Source organism: Deltaproteobacteria bacterium (genome assembly GCA_016875395.1).
Classification (GTDB): Bacteria; Myxococcota_A; UBA9160; order UBA9160; family UBA6930; genus VGRF01.
Map to the genome: position 1 here is coordinate 1 of VGRF01000018.1, position 16487 is coordinate 16487.

Consider the following 16487-nt stretch of genomic DNA (forward strand, 5'->3'; position numbering starts at 1 on the left):
CGAGCTGCGCGCGGCGCTCCCGCGCGAGCGCGCCGCCGCGCTGCACGAGCGCGCGCGTCAGCGCAGCGAGGCGCACGCGGCGCGCGACGAGGCGCGCGGTCGGCGCGTGCGCGCGCAGCGTGCGCGCGAGGCCGGCGAGCGTTCGCCGCGCATCGCGCGTCCGCTCGAGCGCAGCGCGCGTGAGGGCGCGCTGCAGCGCGTGCAGCTCGCTCTCCACCGCGTCGCGATCGGGCAGCGCGAGCTCCGCCGCGGCGGAGGGCGTCGCCGCGCGCGCGTCGGCCGCGAGGTCCGCGATCGTCACGTCCACCTCGTGCCCGACGCCCGCGATCACCGGCACCGGGCACGCGCGAATCGCGCGCGCGATGCGCTCGGTGTTGAACGGCATCAGATCCTCGAGCGAGCCGCCGCCGCGCACGAGCAGGATCACGTCGACGTCGGGCACGCGCGCGAGCTGCGCGAGCGCGTGCGCGAGCTCCCCCTCGGCGCCTTCGCCCTGCACGCGCGTGGGCGCCAATAACAACGGCGTCGCGGGAAAGCGCCGGCCCGTCACGAAGATCACGTCGTGGAGCGCAGCGCCGCTCGCGGACGTGACGATGCCGATGCGGCGCGGAAAGCGCGGCAGCTCGCGCTTGAGATCTTCCGCGAACAGGCCCTCCGCCTCGAGCCGCGCGCGCAGCTGCTCGAACGCGAGCTGCAGCGCGCCGCGCCCGCGCGGCTCGAGCTGGCGCACGATCAGCTGAAGGTCGCCGCGCGCGCCGTAGACCGTGAGCTCGCCGCCCGCGATCACCTCGAGCCCCTCTTCAGGATCGAACGGGACCCGCACCGCATTGCCGCGAAACAGCACCGCACGGAGCTGCGCGTCGTCGTCCTTCAGCGTGAAGTACGCGTGCCCCGAGCCCGCGCGGCGCAGGTTGCTGATCTCTCCCACCACCCACACCGGCCCGAGCTCTTCTACCAGCTCGCGCACACCGCCGACCAGCTCCGCGACGCTCAGCACACGGCGCGGTCCGAAGCGAGTCGTCTCAATCTGCGGCATCGCGCGCAGCTTCGGGGACGTTCCGCAAGAAAAGCAACCAGCCGAAGTTTACTTTCTTGCGGAACGTCCCCGAAGCGCGCCCCGTCCGCGGGTAGCCGGCGAGCGCCGCGCAACGAAGCCAGGCGGGCGAAGACGCCGCCGCTCAGAGGTTGGGCGCGAGGGCGAGCCACTCCTCGGGGTCGACCGCGTCGGCGCCGTTGCGAATCTCGAAGTAGAGGCGCGGGCCCGAGAGCGAGCCGGTCTCGCCGGCGGCGCCGAGGCGGTCGCCCGCGGCGACGCGCTGGCCGAGCTCGATGTCGATCGTGTCGAGATGGCCGGTCACGGTGAAGAAGCCGTCGCCGTGGTCGAGGATCACCATGCGCCCGTAGCCGGCGAACCAGTCGGCGAAGCGGACTTCGCCCGCGCTGACGGCGTAGACGGGCTCGCCGACTTCGACCGCGAAGTCGACGCCCTTCTGGAACGTCTCGGTGCGGTACTCCGCGTCGATCACCTTGCCGAAGCGCCGCAGCAGCTTGCCGGCGACGGGCGGATCGAGGTGCCCGCGCTGCGCGCGGAACGTCGGGGCCTCGGGCGGCGCCACGGTTGCCGCGGGCGTCGCATCGATCTCGGCGAGCTTGCCCTCGAGCGCGCGCGCCGCGGCTTCGAGCTCGTTCAGCAGGGCGCGCTCGCGCGCCTGGTCGCGGCGCACGCGCGCGAGCAGCTCGCGCTTCGCGAGGCGCTCGGCCTCGAGCTCGCCGCGGCGCTGGCGCAGCGCGGCGCGCGCGGCATCGCGCAGGCGCGTCGCCTCGGCGGCTGCGACGCGCGCCGCCTCGAGCTCGGCGCGCTCGGCGCGCGCCCGCGCAAGCAGGGCGCCGTCGTGGTCGAACATGCGCTGCAGCGTGCGGATGCGCGTCAGCCGATCGCGCAGCGTGCCGGGCGCGAACACCAGCGCGAGCGAGCCGGCCTCGCCTGCCTTGTAGAGCGAGACCGCGCGCGTCCGTAACAACTGCTCGGTGCGCGCCACCTCGGCTTCGAGCGCGCTGCGCTTGCGCTCCAGCGTGACGTGCTTGACCGCCGCGTCGCGCGCCGCCTTCTCCGCGCGCGTCACCTCTTTCTTCAGCGCGCGCGCCGCTGCGTCCACCGCATCGATTGCAGCGAACAGGCCCTGCTCTTCGCGCTCGTACGCCGCGACGCGTTCGCGCCGCTCGTCGATCGCGCGCTTCAGCTCTGCGAGGTCCGCGTCCTGCGCGAGCGCCGCGCTGGCGGCAAGCACGAGCGCTGCGACGAGCGCGCGCATCAGCGGCCCTGGCGCGTCTGCAGCAGCGCAGCCGCAGAGCCGAGCACGCCGAGCAGCGCGCCGGCGCCGACGATCCACGCCGACGCCGCCGCGCTGAGAAAGCGCGGCTCGTTGTCGCCGATCAGCAGCGTGAGGCCGCCGCCCAGCAGCGGCGCGAGACCGCTCCAGCCGGCCCACAACGACGCGAGCCCGAGCAGTCCGCCCACGATGCCCTCGAGCAGGCCCTCGAGGAGGAACGGCGCCGCCACGTAGCTGCGGCTCGCGCCGACCAGGCGGAGGATGTCGATCTCGTCACGGCGCGCGTAGATCGAGAGCCGGATCGTGTTCGCGACGATCAGCAGCGTCGCGAGCGCGAGCACCGCGCCGATCGCGAGGCCGACGCCGCGGATCAGCGCGACGGCTTGCGCGTAGCCCTCGATCCACTCGTTGCCGCTGCCGATCTCCGTGACGCCGTCGAGGCCCGCGAGCATCTCGGACACGGCGCGCACGGCCTCGGAGCTGCGCTGTGCAGGCGCCAGCTGCAGCTCGATCGACGCCGGCAGCGGATTCGCTTCGAGGCCGTCGAGCAGCACTGCGCGCTCGGGCTGCGTGCGCCGGAAGCGCTCTGCGGCCTCTTCGGCGCTCACGTGCGTGACCGAGTCGACGCCCGGCTGCGCGAGCGCGCGCTCCATCAGCGCATCGACCTGATGCGGCGGGAGGTCGGGCGCGAGGTACGCGACGACGTGCAGCTCCTCGCCGAAGCGCTCGAGGATCGCCTCCATGTTCGCGACCAGCACCGCGAACGCTCCCGCCAATACCAAGCACACCCCGATCGTGGCCGCCGCGATCGTGCTCGTGAGCGGGCTGCCGCGCAGGCCCGCGAGCGTGTTCGCCAGCGCCGAGCGCAGCTGCGCGAAGACACTCATCGCGTGGGGCGGCCGTCGCCGGGCGCGCGTCTTTGCCCGTCAGGCTTCGTTGCGCTGCGCTCGCCGTATGTCGCAATACGCCTTCGCTCGCGCGCCTCACCTGCCGGGCACATCCGCGCGCCGGGCGAGCTCGAGGTTGTCGTTTGTGCGCGTCGACTCATCGCGTGGGGCGGCCGTCGTGGACGATCGCGCCGCCTTCGAGGCGCACGACGCGCTTGCCATAGCGCTGAACGAGCCCGTGATCGTGCGTCGCGACGAGGACCGCGGTGCCGCGCGCCGCGGCGTCCGCGATCAGATCCATGATCTCGACGGTGAGCTCCGGATCGAGGTTTCCCGTGGGCTCGTCCGCGAGCAGCAGCTCGGGCTCGGTCACGAGGGCGCGTGCGAGGGCGAGGCGCTGCTGCTCGCCGCCCGACAGCATCAGCGGATAGTGCTCGCGGCGGTGCTGCAGGCCCACGCGCTTCAGCATCGCGAAGACACGCGCCTTGCGATCGCGCGGCGGCACGCCGATCACGTCCAGTGCGACGCCCACGTTGTCCTCGACCGTGCGGCGCGTCAGCAGCTTGAAGTCTTGGAAGACGACGCCGATGCGCCGGCGCAGTGCCGGGAGCCCCGCCGGCCCGAGCCGCGCGACGTTGCGCCCGAGCACGAGAATCTGGCCCTCGCTCGGGAGATCCGCGCCGAACATGAGGCGCATCAGCGTGGACTTGCCCGCGCCGCTCGGCCCGGTGAGGAACACGAACTCGCCCTTCGCGAGCTCGAGCGTGACGTCGCGCAGCGCGGGCGTGCCGGCGAGGTAGTTCTTCGAGACGTGGAACAACCGCACGAGGCCGCCGCCGAGCGCGGACAGCTCAGCTTCTCCGCTCCACGCCTCAGCGCTCATCGCGGGCCCCGAGTCCGCACGCTCGCGCGTTCCGCCGCACCGCGCGCGTTACTTCGCACGGCGCTTGCGCGCGTTCTCGATCAGGTAGCCGAGGATCACGTCGTCGAGCGGACGGTCGCCGCTCCCGCCCTTCGCGCCGCTCGCTTGCGTCGTGGCGACGAGCTGCGCCGCAGTCGGCACCTCGGGCGCCGGCTCGGCCTCCGCCGCGAGCGGTGAAGTCTCGGTCGGCTTCGTCTTCGCCCGGTTGTCGCCGTCGCTCGCCGCTAGGACGTCGCCCAGGCGCTCCCGGATGGGGTCATCGAACTCGCCTGCGCGCAGGCGCTTCAGCACGGCCTTGTGCTGGCCTTCCATCAGACCACGCACCACGTCCTCGAGGTTCGCCTCGTCGACGCTCGCAGCGTACGAGCTCTTCTCTGAGTGGATGATCGTCCCGCCGTGATACAGGTGCGTGATGATGTGCGGATGCGCGCGCCCGCTGTCCTCACTCTGCACGTGAAACAGCACGCCGCGATGGCGAATGTTCGTGTTGAAGCCAGTGAGCATCTTCGGGCCTAACCCCCCGCCGCCAACCCGAAAGCGCCGCGCAGTCTCCCGGACACACCCCGCCCTTTCAATCTGCGTGGCGTTATCGGAGCGCGAGCGAGGCGCCTGAAGGCGTGCGGGCTGGGCGGCCGCAAGACCGCCCAGCCCTGGGGATGGCGCGAGGCTGAGGAGCGGCTGCGCCATCGCGCGCGGTTTCACCCCGCGCGTGCCATGGAGCGCTTGCGTGCGAAGAGCGCGAGCCCCGTGATGCCGAAGAGCGCACCGAGCGGCGGCTCCGAGACGGGCTGCAAGCTCGCGCTGCCGGGCGTCGGCGCGCCGCCGATCCAGTCGGCGGCGTTGTCGTTCGTGTCGACGTTGGCGAAGACCCGCGCGATCGAGCTGCCTGCCAGTGGATCGACGGTCGGCGAGCCCTCGCCCGCGAACACGTCGCTCGCCGTGAAGACGCCGTAGCCGACGGCGTCGAGGATCGTCGCGCCGCTGCGCAGCACGACGGAGTCGGGCCCGTTCTGGAAATCGAAGTCGAGGATCAGGTCGGCGTTCGCGACGTTCGTCGTGCCGCCCGCGAGGCCGTCCGCGATCACGAACAGGCCGCTCGCGCCGATCGTTCCGGTCAGCGTGAGGGTGTGCGTGACGGTGCCGCCCGTGCCGTTGATGCCCTCGATCGTGAGGCCGTCGAGCACGCTGCCCGGCGTTCCCCAGATCTCGATGAAGCTGTTGCCGTCGTCCGCGCCGACCGCGTCGTAGAAGATCTCGGACAAGAGCGGAGCGGCGCCGGCCTGGGCCGCCCCTAACAAGCAGGCCGCGGCGAGCGCGGCGCGAAATGCGTTCATGGTGTCGTCTCCAGTTCGTGTGCGGGACCACGGGGTGAGAGCTGTGCGAGCTGCGCGTGCCACCAGCCGCCCGTCCAGGCGTCGAGGCCAGCGGCGAGCTCGTCGGCGCGAAGCGCAAGGCGCGCGGCGAGGTGCGGGTCGCGCTCGCGCGCGAGGTCGAGCAGCGCCCGGCGGCGCTCGAAGTAGAGCTGCGAGATCTCGTCGAGCACTTCGTCGCGCAGCTCGAGCCACTCGCGGGATTCGCGCGACGCGTCGATCTCCTCGGGGTGATAGATCGCGCCGGCGAGCTGCCAGACGAGCCGCGCGCCGGCGTCGAAATCGCGGCCGCGCTCGCGGCGGCGATCGAAGAACGTGCGGTCGAAGCCAGACGTGAAGGTCTCATCCCGATCGAGCTCGCGGCTGCGGTCGCCACCGATGCCGCCGTACAGCTCGAGCACCGGCGCGAGCGCGCTGCGCCGCGCGCGGCGCCCCAATGACGCGCTGCGCTCGGGATCGAGCGCGAGGTAGCGAAGCGCGGCGCGCTGCACGGCGAGCACGCCGGGCTCGCGCGCGGGCTGCGCCGCGACCGTCGCGGGCGCCTCGTCGCGCGAGGCGGGAAGTTGCGCGTGAAGCTCGCCGCGCAGCACGCCGCGCGGGCCGGCGAGAAGGAGCGAGCGCTCGCCGAGCGCGAGCGCGGAAGTGGGGGCGCGGCCCGCGGGCGCGGAGAGGCGCTCGAACGCGGCGTCGACGCGCGGCGCGAACAGCACGCCGGTCTCGGTCGCGAGGAACACACCGCGCGCATTCGCGGCGATGCGCGTCGGAGCGGCGCCGGGCGGCAGCGCGAGCGGCACGCGCTCCCAGCCCGCGTGGGTGCGGCGCGCGAGCCCGCGCTCGCGCAGCGCGACGACGTCGCCGCTCGCGCGCGCGAGATCGAGGGCGGCGCCGTCGCCCGCGGGCAGGTTCTCGCGCGCGGCGTCCGTAACAACTCGCGCAGCGGCGTCGAAGCGCACGCCCGCGATCTCGCCGCCGATCACGGCGATCAGCTCGCGATCGCTCGCGGCAACGAGCGCGGCGACCGCGCCCTCGGGAGCGGCGCCATTCGCGCGCACGAAGCCTTTGCCTCGCGCCCGGAACGCGAGCCCGTCCTCCGTGCCCACGGCGAGCGCGTCGCCAAGCCACGTCAGCCGGGTCGCTCGGCCGCTCGCGCCGAGGCCCGCTGCGTGCGGGGTCGCGACGGCGCCTGCAAACGAGAACACCCCTCGATCGGAGGCCACCCAGAGCGTGCCGTCCGTGCCAAACGCGAGATCTCGCACCGCGCCCACGCGCAGCGCGCGCTGCGCGGTCTCACCTCGCGCCGCGAGCCACACGCTGCTGCGCGTGCCGACCGCGACGCGCTCGCCGCTGGCATCGCTGGCGATCGCGGTAGCGCCGCGAACTCGCTCGAAGCCCGCGAGCGGCGCGAACTCTTGGGCGACGGGCGCGCTCGGGAGGGCGAGCGTGGTGAGGAGGCTGAGGAGTGACGTGAGGCGCGACATGCCGCTCGCCAAACGCAACGCGCGTGCCGCGACGCGCCGCCGCCAGACCGCGCGAGATCGCTGCAATTCCAAGCAGTTGCGGGCGGCTTGCGAAAGCTCTTGGCGAGCCGCGTGAACGAGCCTCGTTCACGTGCCCGCGGAGCGCCGTTCGCCTTGACCCGCGCAGGCGCGCCGACAAGACTGCGCCTCCATGCGCCCCACCGCCCTGCTCGCGCTCGCAGCACTGCTGGCCTCTCCGCTCGCGGCCGACGAAGACGCTGCGCCGCCGCGCATCTACCGCTGGGTCGACCAGAACGGCGTCGCGCACTACACGACGGACCTCGAGCGCGTGCCCGAGGAGCTGCGCGAGCAGCCGCTGCGTCGCGAAGAGCTGAGCGCGAACGCGCCGGCCGCCGCGGACGCGTGGATCCGCCAAGAGCGCATCCCCGAGCCGCCCTCACCGTCCGTGAACACGAGCGCCGCGAGCACCGACCGCGCCGCCGCCCTCGATGCGCGCATCGCGGAGCTCGAGCAGGCGATCGCGGCAGACGAGGAGCTACTGAAGGGGCAGCTGATCGACGACGCCGCGGTGCAGTCGAACGACGCGCTCCGGGAAGTCGCAGGGCGCATGCCCGCGCGCATCCAGGAGCTGCAGAAGCTGAAGGCGGAGCGCGAGGCGCTCGGCGCGCCGAGCCGAGACTAGGCGTGCGCGTCGTCGCGCTCGCCGGCGGCGTGGGCGCGGCGCGCTTTCTGCGAGGCCTCGTGCGCGCGCTCGATCCCGCGCAGCTGACGATCGTGGTGAACACCGGCGACGACCGCGAGTTCTACGGCGTGCACGTCTCGCCCGACCTCGACATCGTGACCTACACGCTCGCGGGCCGCGTCGATGCCGAGCGCGGCTACGGCCTCAGCGGCGACACGTTCAGCGTGATCGAGGCGCTCGCCGCGTACGGGCATTCGACCTGGTTCCGCCTCGGCGACCGCGACCTCGCGACGTGCCTGCACCGAACGCAGCGGCTGCGCGCGGGCGCCGGCCTCGCGGTCGTTACGGACGAGGTGCGCCGCGCGCACGGGCTCGCCTGCCGCATCCTGCCCATGAGCGACGAGGCGTGCCCGACCTTCGTGCGCCTCTCGAATGGCGCGCGCGTGCACTTCGAGGAGTACCTGGTGCGCGACGGCGCGCCCGACGACGTCGAGAGCGTCGACCTCAGTGCGGCGCATGCGGCGCGAGCCGCTCCGGGCGTACTCGACGCGATCGCGAGCGCCGACGCGGTGCTCGTTTGCCCGAGCAACCCGATCGTCTCGATCGGGCCGATCCTCGCGCTGCCGGGCGTGCGCGAAGCGATCGTGCGCAGCGGCGCGCCGGTCGTCGCGATCTCGCCGATCATCGGCGGGATGCCCGTGAAAGGTCCCGCGGATCGCTTGTTACGGGGCACCGGCGCCGAAGTGTCCGCGCGCGGTGTCGCGCAGCTCTACGCGAGCTGGTGCCACGGCTTCGTGCTCGATCAGCGCGACGCCGAGCAGGTGCGCGACATCGAGGCGCTCGGTCTCGCCGCGCGCGCGGTGGACACGCTGATGCGCGATGTCGCGATCAGCGAGGCGCTGGCGCGCGTGTGCCTCGCCCTCGCGGAGGAAGTGCGCCCGCGCGCAGCGGCGCGAGCGCGAAACGCGTGACCCTCGCGCTCGTGCCGGTGAAGCGGCTCGGCGCCGCGAAGTCGCGGCTGCGCGGCGAGCTCGGCGCGCAGGCGGACGAGCTCACGCTCGCGATGCTCGCCGACGTGCTCGATGCGCTCGTCGCTTCCCCGCAGCTCGAGCGCGTGTGCGTGGTGACGCCCGACGCGGCCGTCGCCCAGGTGGCGCGCGCGGCCGGCGCGAACGCGCGCGTGGCCGAGGACGCGGGGCTGAACGAGGGCATCGCGGCGGCGTGCGAAGAGCTTGCGCGCGAGGACGAAGCGGTGCTCGTGGTATTGGGGGATGTCGCGGGCGCGACGCCGCGCGACTTCGCGGCGCTCTTCGATGCCCTCGCGCAGCTCGGCCGGCGCGGCGTCGTGCTCGCGCCCTCGCGCGACGGCGGCACCGCGGCGCTGCTGCGCGCGCCGCACTCCGTGATGCGCACGCGCTTCGGAGCGCAGAGCGCCGCCGCGCACCGTGCGATCGCGAGCGCTGCGGGCGCCGCGTTCCGTGAAGTCGCACGACCCGCGCTCGCGATCGACCTCGATCGCCCGGAGGATCTCGCCGCGCTGCTCGCGAGCGACAGCGCCGCAGCGCCGCGCACGCGGGCGCTGCTCGCGCGCCTCGGCTACGCAGCCGCGCCGCCCGGGAAGGCCGGGTCAGACCCTGAGTAGTTGAGAGCTTGGAGGCCGACTCCACGATGAGCGACGCGATCACCCTCACGCCTCTGCGCGGCCTGCCCGAGATCCGGCCCGGCGACGATCTCGCCGCGCTCGTGCACGAGAGCGCGCGGAAGAGCGGCGTCGCTCTTTCGAACGGTGTGCTGTGCGTGTGCCAGAAGATCGTGTCGAAGGCGGAGGGCGCGTTGGTCGACCTGCGCACGCTCGAGCCGCGGCCCGAGGCGATCGCGATCGCCGCGGAGGACGAGAAGGACCCGCGCCACATCGAGCTGATCCTGCGCGAGAGCGTGCGCACGGTGCGGCGCGCGAAGTACGTGCTGATCACCGAGACGATTCACGGCTTCGTGTGCGCGAACGCGGGGGTCGACCTCTCGAACGCGCCCGACGACTTCACCGCGGTGATCCTGCCGCGCGACCCCGACGCCTCCGCGCGCCGCCTCCGCGCGGGCCTCGCCGCGCTCGGCTGCGGGCCGCTCGCGGTGGTTGTTACGGACACCTTCGGCCGCCCGTGGCGCGAAGGGCTCGTCGACGTTGCGCTCGGCGTCTCCGGCATCGCGCCGCTCGACGACCTGCGCGGCAGCACCGATCGCCGCGGCCGCGAGCTGCAGGTGACGATCCCCGCAACCGCGGACGCGCTCGCGGCGGCCGCGGGCCTGTTGATGAAGAAAGCCGACGGCGTGCCCGCGGTGTGGATCAGCGGCGTGGAGCTACGCGGCGACGGGAGCGCGCGGCAACTGGTGCGCGACTCGAAGCTGGATCTGTTTCGTTAGCGCCGCCGCCGAGCACCGCGCTTCTTCCACCACGCGTCGATCGCTTGCTCTCGCGTCGCACCGGGGTTTGCAGCGAAGAACTCGCGGGTGTGGCGGTTGTACTCGAACTGTTCGCCGATCTCGGGCGCGGGCGCAGTCAGGCTCGACTCGTAGTGCGCGAGCGCCTCGGCGAGCGTTCGGCCCGCTCCGTCGTGGATGAAGTCGCGCAGCGCGGCGTTGAAGCGAAAGCTGGCGCCGGTGTGCTCGCGGAAGAACTCGCGGAGCGCCTGTGAACAGCGCCAGCCCTCTCCGATCCTCGAGCTGAGCGTGAAACGCTCCGGCATCGGGGCGACCGCACGGCGACCGCGCGGCGCTTGGGATCGCGCGCGGCCGCCCAGCTGCGCGGCAATCTGCTCGGTCAGCGTTAGCTTCGAGCCAGCCGTGCGCAGTCCGGCAGCGCGGCAATACGCGATCAGCTCGCTCTTGAGCCAGTACCAGCGCCGAAACTCTGCGGCCGAGAGCCCGGACGTCAGCGGCGGCCTCTTCATCTCGCGAAGCTAGGCCGTGTTCTGACCGGCCGCGCCGTGTCGCCATCGGCTGCGGGAGACCGGCCGCCTCGCGTAGGCTCGCGGCCAACCCGGAGTCACGCCCTTGCCCAATCCGCCGCTGCGCTTCGGCGCGTTCATCGCGCCCTTCCATCCCGACGACGAGAGCCCGACCGAGCAGATCCATCGCGATCTCGCGCTCGTCCAGCACATGGACGCGCTCGGCTACGACGAGGCGTGGATCGGCGAGCACCACTCGGGCTCGTACGAAATCATCGGCTCGCCGGAGATCCTCATCGCGCACGCTGCGGCGATCACGCAGCGTATCCGCCTCGGCACGGGCGTGACTTCGCTCTCGTACCACCACCCGCTGCTCGTCGCCGACCGCATGCTGCAGCTCGATCACCAGACGCGCGGGCGCGTGATGCTGGGGATGGGGCCCGGGCAGCTGCCGAGCGACGCGTTCATGCTCGGCGTCGACGTCGCGACGCAGCGGCGGCGCATGAACGAAGCGATCGAGGTGATCTGCGCGCTCTTCCGCGGCGAGACGGTGACGCGCAAGAGCGACTGGTTCGAGCTGAACGAGGGCAGGCTCCAGCTGCCGAACTTCTCGTACCCGCACCTCGAGCTCGCCGTCGCGAGCGCGATCTCGCCGAGCGGCGCGCGCGCGGCGGGGCAGAACGGGATCGGCCTGCTGTCGGTCGCGGCCAGCACGACCGAGGGCTTCGAGCAGCTGCCGAAGCACTGGGACGTGTGCGAGGAGAAGGCACGCGAGCACGGCAAGAGCGTTTCCCGTAACAACTGGCGCCTGGTCGCCCCGATGCACATCGCCGAGACGCGCGCGCAGGCCGAGGCCGACATGGCGCACGGGACGCTGCGGCTGCTGCGGTACACGACCAAGCTCGGCGGCATCGAGCCCGAGTACGCGCGCTCGCACGACGCCGCGCTCGATTCGTGGGTGAACAAAGGCATCGCCACGTTCGGGAAGCTCACGCTCGGTACGCCCGACGACGCCATCGCCGCGATCGAAGCGGTGCGCGAGCACAGCGGAGGCTTCGGCTGCTTCTTGTTACTGGCGCACAACTGCGCGAACTGGGAAGCCACGAGGCGCAGCTACGAGCTGATCGCGCGCCACGTGATGCCCGCGGTGAATCGCGCCAACGCTCCGCGTCACGCGAGCATCGACTGGGCGAGCGCGAACGCACCTCGCTTCATCGGCGCGATGGTCGGCGCGATCGGGACCGCGATCGCGCAGCACGAGCAGGAGCGCAGCGAGCGCGGCGGCAAGGGCACCGCGTGGGGAGCGGGCGCGGGCAGCTTCATTCCCGATGGGAAGAACTAGGAGGACTGCAGATGGCCGAGTACATCCCGCCCACGCTCGAGTGGGTTCGCAAGCAGGTCGAGCTCTACGAGGGCAGCGGCGGCACGAAGGGCACGACGCTGCTCGATACGGGCATGCCCTGCATCATCGTGACGCACCGCGGGAACAAGACAGGGGGCATCCGCAAGATCCCGCTGATGCGCGTGAAGGTGGGTGCGGGTTACGTGCTGGTCGGCTCGATGGGCGGGCAACCGAAGAATCCGGTGTGGGTCTACAACCTGCGGGCGGACCCGAACGTCGAGATCCGCGACGCCACGGTCGTGACGAAGATGCGCGCGCGCGAAGTCACCGACGAGGCGGAGCGCTCGCGGTTGTGGACCGCGAGCGTCGCGGCGTATCCGCCGTACGCGGAGTATCAGGCGCGCACCACGCGCAAGATTCCCGTGTTCCTCGCGGAGCCGAGCTAGGCGCGGGTGATGGCTGCGCCGAGGTGAGTCCCGAGCGCGGAAGCGCGTGGAGATCACCCTCGCCCGCGTGCGCCGCGCGCTCGCTCGAGCCAGTCGAAGCACGGCTGCGAGGGAAGCACGACGCCGTCCAGGTCGAAGGCGACGCAGCGAATCACGGGGCGCCCTCGCCGCGCGCCACCAGCGCATCGATCTCGCTCCAGAGCGCGTCCACGCCCAGCCCCGTGTGCGCGCTGGTCAGCACGAACGCCTCGCGCGGGATGCCGAGCTCCTTCGTGATCGCGCGCAGGCGCATGTCGCGCTCCGAAGCGTTCAGCTTGTCGATCTTCGTGACGACGAGCCGCACGGGGATCGCGCGCTCCGCGAGCCACGGCAGAAAGTCGCGCTCGTCGTCGCCCGGATCGCGGCGCGCGTCCAGCAACAACAGCACCGCGCGGAGCGGCCCGCGGCCGTCGAGATAGCCCTCGATCAGCTTCTGCCACTCGGCGCGCTCTTTGCGTGCGACGCGCGCCCAGCCGTACCCGGGTAGGTCGACGAAGAGCACCGGCGCGCGCTCGCGGCGCTCGATGCGGAAGAAGTTCACGAGGCGAGTCTTCCCGGGCGTCGCGCTCGTGCGCGCGAGCGCGCGCCGCTGCGCGAGCTTGTTCAGCAGCGACGACTTACCCACGTTCGAGCGCCCCACGAACGCGACCTCGGGCAGCCCCTCGCCAGGAAAGCCCGCGCGGCTCGCGGCGGACGTGACGAACTCGGCGCGCAGGATCTGCATGAGGGCGCGCAGCATAGGCGTGGCGCACGAGCCGGGGCGCGGGCGCGGGCGAACGAGGGGCGGTCGGAGCGGGGGGGTCGAACGGGGACGTCGAACCGGGGACGCTCCGCAAGAAAGTAAAGCGAGAGTTTCTTTACTTGCTTGCGGAACGTCCCCGATCGCGCGTCCCGATCCGGGGCACCGCGATCCGCCCGCAGCGACGCCGTTACACTGCCGCGCCTTCGAGGGGTGGCGCGCATGGCGGTTCCGGTTCACATCGTCGCGGGGTTCTTGGGCACGGGGAAGACGACCGCGATTCGCCACCAGCTCTCGTCGCGCACGCACGAGAAGGTCGCCGTCATCGTCAACGACTTCGGCGATGCGGGGCTCGACGAAGCGGTGCTCGCGGGCGAGCAGTCGTTCGCGATCCGCAACATCCCCGGCGGCTGCGTGTGCTGCACCGCGCCCGAGGGTTTCGTCGACGCGCTCGGCGCCGTGCTCGCCGAGCAGCCCGATCGCCTGATCATCGAGCCCACCGGCCTGGCGCGACCGCAGGACATCGTCGACACGATCCGCCGCTCGCCGCACAAGGACGCGCTCGCGCTCGGCCCGCTCGTCGTGCTCGTCGATCCTGCGAGGCTCGGCGCGAAGTCGCACGACGAGGCCGAGCTGATCGCGCTGCAGGCGGGCATCGCGGACGTGCTCGTCGCGAATCGCACGGACCTCGCGAGCCCCGACGCGCTCGCGAAGTTCGACGCGCTGGCCGACTCGCTCTGGCCGCGCCCGCTCTCGGTGCACAAGACCACGCGCGGCAAGCTCCCGACCGAGGCGTTCGAGTGGCCCGCGAACGAAGGCGCGCGCCTGCCGCGCGCGGGCAAGCACGCGCACGATCACGACCACGCGCACTCGCACGCGTCCACTTCCGCGCACACGGTGCGCTCGTTCCGCTGGTCGCCCGACACGGTGTTCTCGCGCGAGCGCATCTCGCGCGCGGCGCTGCGCGCGAGCGAAGGGCTCGCCGGTGCGAAGCTCGCGCGCTGGAAGGGCATCTTCCGAACCGACGAAGGCGTGGTGTTGCTAGAGGTCGCGGGCGGACAGATGCACGAGGAGCGCAGCCCCTTCCGCCGCGACTCGCGCCTCGACGTCATCCTCGAAGGCGGCGGCGAGGACGCGTTCGCGCGCATCGGGAGCTGGCTCGCGGGCGCCGTGCTCAGCGACAGCGACCTCGCGGCGCGCGCGACGCGCGTCGAGCTGGTGTTCCCGAACGGGCGCACGCGCTTCGTCACGCGCGACGAGCTGTTGGGGCTGCCCGGCGGCGTCGACGACGTCGCCGCGCTCGTGCCGAAGCGCAGCGGCGCGGCGGCTCGCGTGTCGGCGCTGCTCGCGGCGCACAAGGCGCCCGAGGAAGGCAGCGCCGTGGTGTGCGCAGCCGACGGCTTCGCGAGCGAGCCGGTGCCCCTCGCCGCGCTGCGCGAGGGCCTGCTCGTGCACAGCGTGAACGGCGAGCCGCTCGATGCGAAGCAAGGCGGCCCCTACCGGCTGCTGATTCCCGAAGGCGTGCCCGGTGCGCCGAGCGCGTGCGCGAACGTGAAGGGCGTCGTGCGGATCGTGCTGAAGTGATCCGCGCGCGATGACCGTGATCACGCGCTTCGCGCCCTCGCCCACCGGGCACCTGCACGTTGGCGGCGCGCGCACCGCGCTGTTCAACTGGGCGCTCGCGCAAAGGCTCGGCGGGCACTTCTTGTTACGGATCGAAGACACGGACCAGGCGCGCAACTCGCACGAGGCGGTGCGCGGCATCCTCGACGACCTCGCGTGGCTCGGCATCCAGTGGCACGAGGGTCCCGTGCACGCCGGCATCGGCGGCGACCCGCGCGGCGTCGGCCCGTTCTTCCAGAGCGAGCGCCTCGCGCGGTACGACGCCGCGATCGAAGAGCTCGTCGCGAAGGACCTCGCCTACCCCGCCTTCGATACGACCGAGGAGCTCGACGCGCTGCGCAGAGTCGCGAGCGCCGAGAAGCGCGCGTTCCGCTACGTGCGCAGCGCGGCTTGGAAGCGCGACGCCGCGCTCGCGCGCATGCAGCGCGAGCCGCACGTGATCCGCCTGCGCGCGCCCGACGAGACGATCGTGGTGAGCGACCAGATCCTCGGCGACGTGTCGTTCGGGCCCGAGCAGATCGACGACTTCGTGCTGCGCAAGCGCGACGGCTTCCCCACCTATCACCTCGCGGTCGTGGTCGACGACGAGGCGATGGCGGTCACGCACGTGCTGCGCGGGCCAGAGCACCTCAACAACACGCCGAAGCACATCGCGCTGCAGCGCGCGCTCGGATACGCGACACCGATCTACGCGCACATCCCGTCGATCCAGAACGCCGACGGCTCGAAGATGAGCAAGCGCGACAAGGACAAGGCGGCGCGCACCCTCGCGCAGCAGGCATTCGCGGCGGACGCGGCGCAGCGCGCGCGCGCGGAGAGCGCGGTCGCCGCGACGCGGCTCGCCGCGTGGCTCGCGGACACGAAGTCGCAGCTCGAGACGAGCGAGGTGGACGCGCTCGAGCGCGCGCTCGGACTCGATCTCCCGAGCGTCTCGGTCGAGGACTTTCGCCACGCGGGCTATTTGCCCGAAACCGTGGTGAACTACATCGCGTTGTTGGGCTGGAACCCCGGCGAGAAGCTCGCCGACGGCCGCGATCGCGAGCGCTTCACGCTGGCGGAGATCGCGGAGAAGTTCTCGCTCGAACGCGTGGGCCGCGGCGCCGCGAAGTTCGATCGCGCGAAGCTGCTCGCCTTCTCGCAGGAGCAGCTCGCGGCGCTCCCAGACGCCGAGTGGCTCGCGCGCTGGCGCGCGTGGTGCGAGCGCTATCGCGAGCACGTCGGCCGATCCGGCGCCGATCCGCAGCGCGTGCTCGCCGATCCTCGGCGTGCCCTCGTGTTCGCGGCGTCGATGAAGACGCGCTGCGCGACGCTCGCCGCCGCCAGCGCCGCGAACGGTCCCGGCCGCTTCGCGCTCGTGGCGGACGACGCGTTCGCGTACGACGAGAAGGCCGTCGCGAAGTGGCTCGCCAAGGGCGAGCCGAGCGGGCACACCGTGCTGCGCGACGCGCGCGGCGCACTCGACGCGATCGCCGCGTTCGAGCCCGCCGCGATCGAGGCCGCGGTCGCGAGCTTCTGCGAAGCGCGCGGCCTCGGCATGGGCAAAGTCGCGCAGCCGCTGCGCGTCGCCCTGACCGGCACTGCCGCGAGCCCGCCGCTCGGCGAGACGCTCGCCGTGCTCGGGCGCGAGTCCGTGCTCGGGCGCATCGACCGCTGTCTCCGCGAAACCGTCGCGCCCTAACAAGGAGCT

The 16487-nt window shown here is 72.6% G+C and carries 17 protein-coding genes; 8 read left to right on the top strand and 9 right to left on the bottom strand.

Annotated elements, in window-relative coordinates; all coding sequences use genetic code 11:
* The 7 genes from xseA to FJ091_14070 all read right to left on the bottom strand — a co-directional run.
* The coding region (xseA, locus tag FJ091_14040; GenBank protein MBM4384471.1) for an exodeoxyribonuclease VII large subunit at nucleotides 1-1036 on the bottom strand (1036 nt) is incomplete at its 3' end.
* 142 nt (nucleotides 1037-1178) lie between these two features.
* On the bottom strand, nucleotides 1179-2312 hold the full coding sequence (locus tag FJ091_14045; GenBank protein ID MBM4384472.1) for a peptidoglycan DD-metalloendopeptidase family protein: 1134 nt from the start codon (nucleotides 2310-2312) through the stop codon (nucleotides 1179-1181).
* Nucleotides 2312-3217, bottom strand: a complete 906-nt coding sequence (locus FJ091_14050) for an ABC transporter permease (protein ID MBM4384473.1) — start codon at nucleotides 3215-3217, stop codon at nucleotides 2312-2314. Before FJ091_14050 ends, FJ091_14045 begins: the two co-directional genes overlap by 1 nt.
* A 157-nt stretch (nucleotides 3218-3374) precedes the next feature.
* Nucleotides 3375-4100 (bottom strand): cell division ATP-binding protein FtsE, encoded by a 726-nt coding sequence (gene ftsE, locus FJ091_14055; GenBank protein ID MBM4384474.1) that lies wholly within the window; start codon nucleotides 4098-4100, stop codon nucleotides 3375-3377.
* 48 nt (nucleotides 4101-4148) lie between these two features.
* Nucleotides 4149-4643, bottom strand: coding sequence for a hypothetical protein (locus FJ091_14060; GenBank protein MBM4384475.1), 495 nt, complete (start codon nucleotides 4641-4643; stop codon nucleotides 4149-4151).
* 194 nt (nucleotides 4644-4837) lie between these two features.
* A complete protein-coding gene (locus FJ091_14065) occupies nucleotides 4838-5473 on the bottom strand; it encodes a hypothetical protein (protein ID MBM4384476.1) in 636 nt (211 codons plus the stop codon).
* On the bottom strand, nucleotides 5470-6987 hold the full coding sequence (locus FJ091_14070; GenBank protein ID MBM4384477.1) for a hypothetical protein: 1518 nt from the start codon (nucleotides 6985-6987) through the stop codon (nucleotides 5470-5472). The genes FJ091_14065 and FJ091_14070 overlap by 4 nt, the downstream gene beginning before the upstream one ends.
* A 190-nt stretch (nucleotides 6988-7177) precedes the next feature.
* Here FJ091_14070 and FJ091_14075 point away from each other — a divergent pair, with 190 nt between their 5' ends.
* The 4 genes from FJ091_14075 to cofE are packed head-to-tail and all read left to right on the top strand — an operon-like array spanning nucleotide 7178 to nucleotide 10087.
* Nucleotides 7178-7669 carry a hypothetical protein gene (locus FJ091_14075; protein MBM4384478.1) on the top strand — a complete coding sequence of 164 codons (492 nt, stop codon included), beginning with the start codon at nucleotides 7178-7180 and terminating at the stop codon, nucleotides 7667-7669.
* 2 nt (nucleotides 7670-7671) lie between these two features.
* Nucleotides 7672-8640, top strand: a complete 969-nt coding sequence (locus tag FJ091_14080; GenBank protein MBM4384479.1) for a 2-phospho-L-lactate transferase — start codon at nucleotides 7672-7674, stop codon at nucleotides 8638-8640.
* The gene (gene cofC / locus FJ091_14085; protein MBM4384480.1) at nucleotides 8637-9311 is read left to right on the top strand and encodes a 2-phospho-L-lactate guanylyltransferase; all 675 of its coding nucleotides are present in this window, start codon (nucleotides 8637-8639) and stop codon (nucleotides 9309-9311) included. Before FJ091_14080 ends, cofC begins: the two co-directional genes overlap by 4 nt.
* Nucleotides 9312-9337: 26 nt before the next feature.
* Nucleotides 9338-10087, top strand: coding sequence for a coenzyme F420-0:L-glutamate ligase (cofE, locus tag FJ091_14090; protein ID MBM4384481.1), 750 nt, complete (start codon nucleotides 9338-9340; stop codon nucleotides 10085-10087).
* Here cofE and FJ091_14095 read toward each other — a convergent pair.
* On the bottom strand, nucleotides 10084-10614 hold the full coding sequence (locus FJ091_14095; GenBank protein ID MBM4384482.1) for a hypothetical protein: 531 nt from the start codon (nucleotides 10612-10614) through the stop codon (nucleotides 10084-10086). The genes cofE and FJ091_14095 overlap by 4 nt on opposite strands.
* 118 nt (nucleotides 10615-10732) lie before the next feature.
* Here FJ091_14095 and FJ091_14100 point away from each other — a divergent pair, with 118 nt between their 5' ends.
* Together FJ091_14100 and FJ091_14105 are read left to right on the top strand one after the other, a co-directional pair.
* Complete coding sequence (locus tag FJ091_14100; GenBank protein MBM4384483.1) at nucleotides 10733-11953, top strand: LLM class flavin-dependent oxidoreductase; 1221 nt, start codon at nucleotides 10733-10735, stop codon at nucleotides 11951-11953.
* An 11-nt stretch (nucleotides 11954-11964) separates the two neighbouring features.
* Nucleotides 11965-12399, top strand: coding sequence for a nitroreductase family deazaflavin-dependent oxidoreductase (locus tag FJ091_14105; GenBank protein ID MBM4384484.1), 435 nt, complete (start codon nucleotides 11965-11967; stop codon nucleotides 12397-12399).
* Nucleotides 12400-12550: 151 nt separating this feature from the next.
* Here the strand turns inward: FJ091_14105 and FJ091_14110 are convergent, their stop codons facing one another.
* A complete protein-coding gene (locus FJ091_14110; protein ID MBM4384485.1) occupies nucleotides 12551-13162 on the bottom strand; it encodes a YihA family ribosome biogenesis GTP-binding protein in 612 nt (203 codons plus the stop codon).
* 237 nt (nucleotides 13163-13399) lie between these two features.
* Here FJ091_14110 and FJ091_14115 point away from each other — a divergent pair, with 237 nt between their 5' ends.
* Complete coding sequence (locus FJ091_14115) at nucleotides 13400-14761, top strand: molybdopterin-dependent oxidoreductase (protein MBM4384486.1); 1362 nt, start codon at nucleotides 13400-13402, stop codon at nucleotides 14759-14761.
* A gap of 10 nt (nucleotides 14762-14771) precedes the next feature.
* A complete protein-coding gene (gene gltX / locus FJ091_14120; protein ID MBM4384487.1) occupies nucleotides 14772-16478 on the top strand; it encodes a glutamate--tRNA ligase in 1707 nt (568 codons plus the stop codon).
* Nucleotides 16479-16487 lie beyond the last annotated feature (9 nt).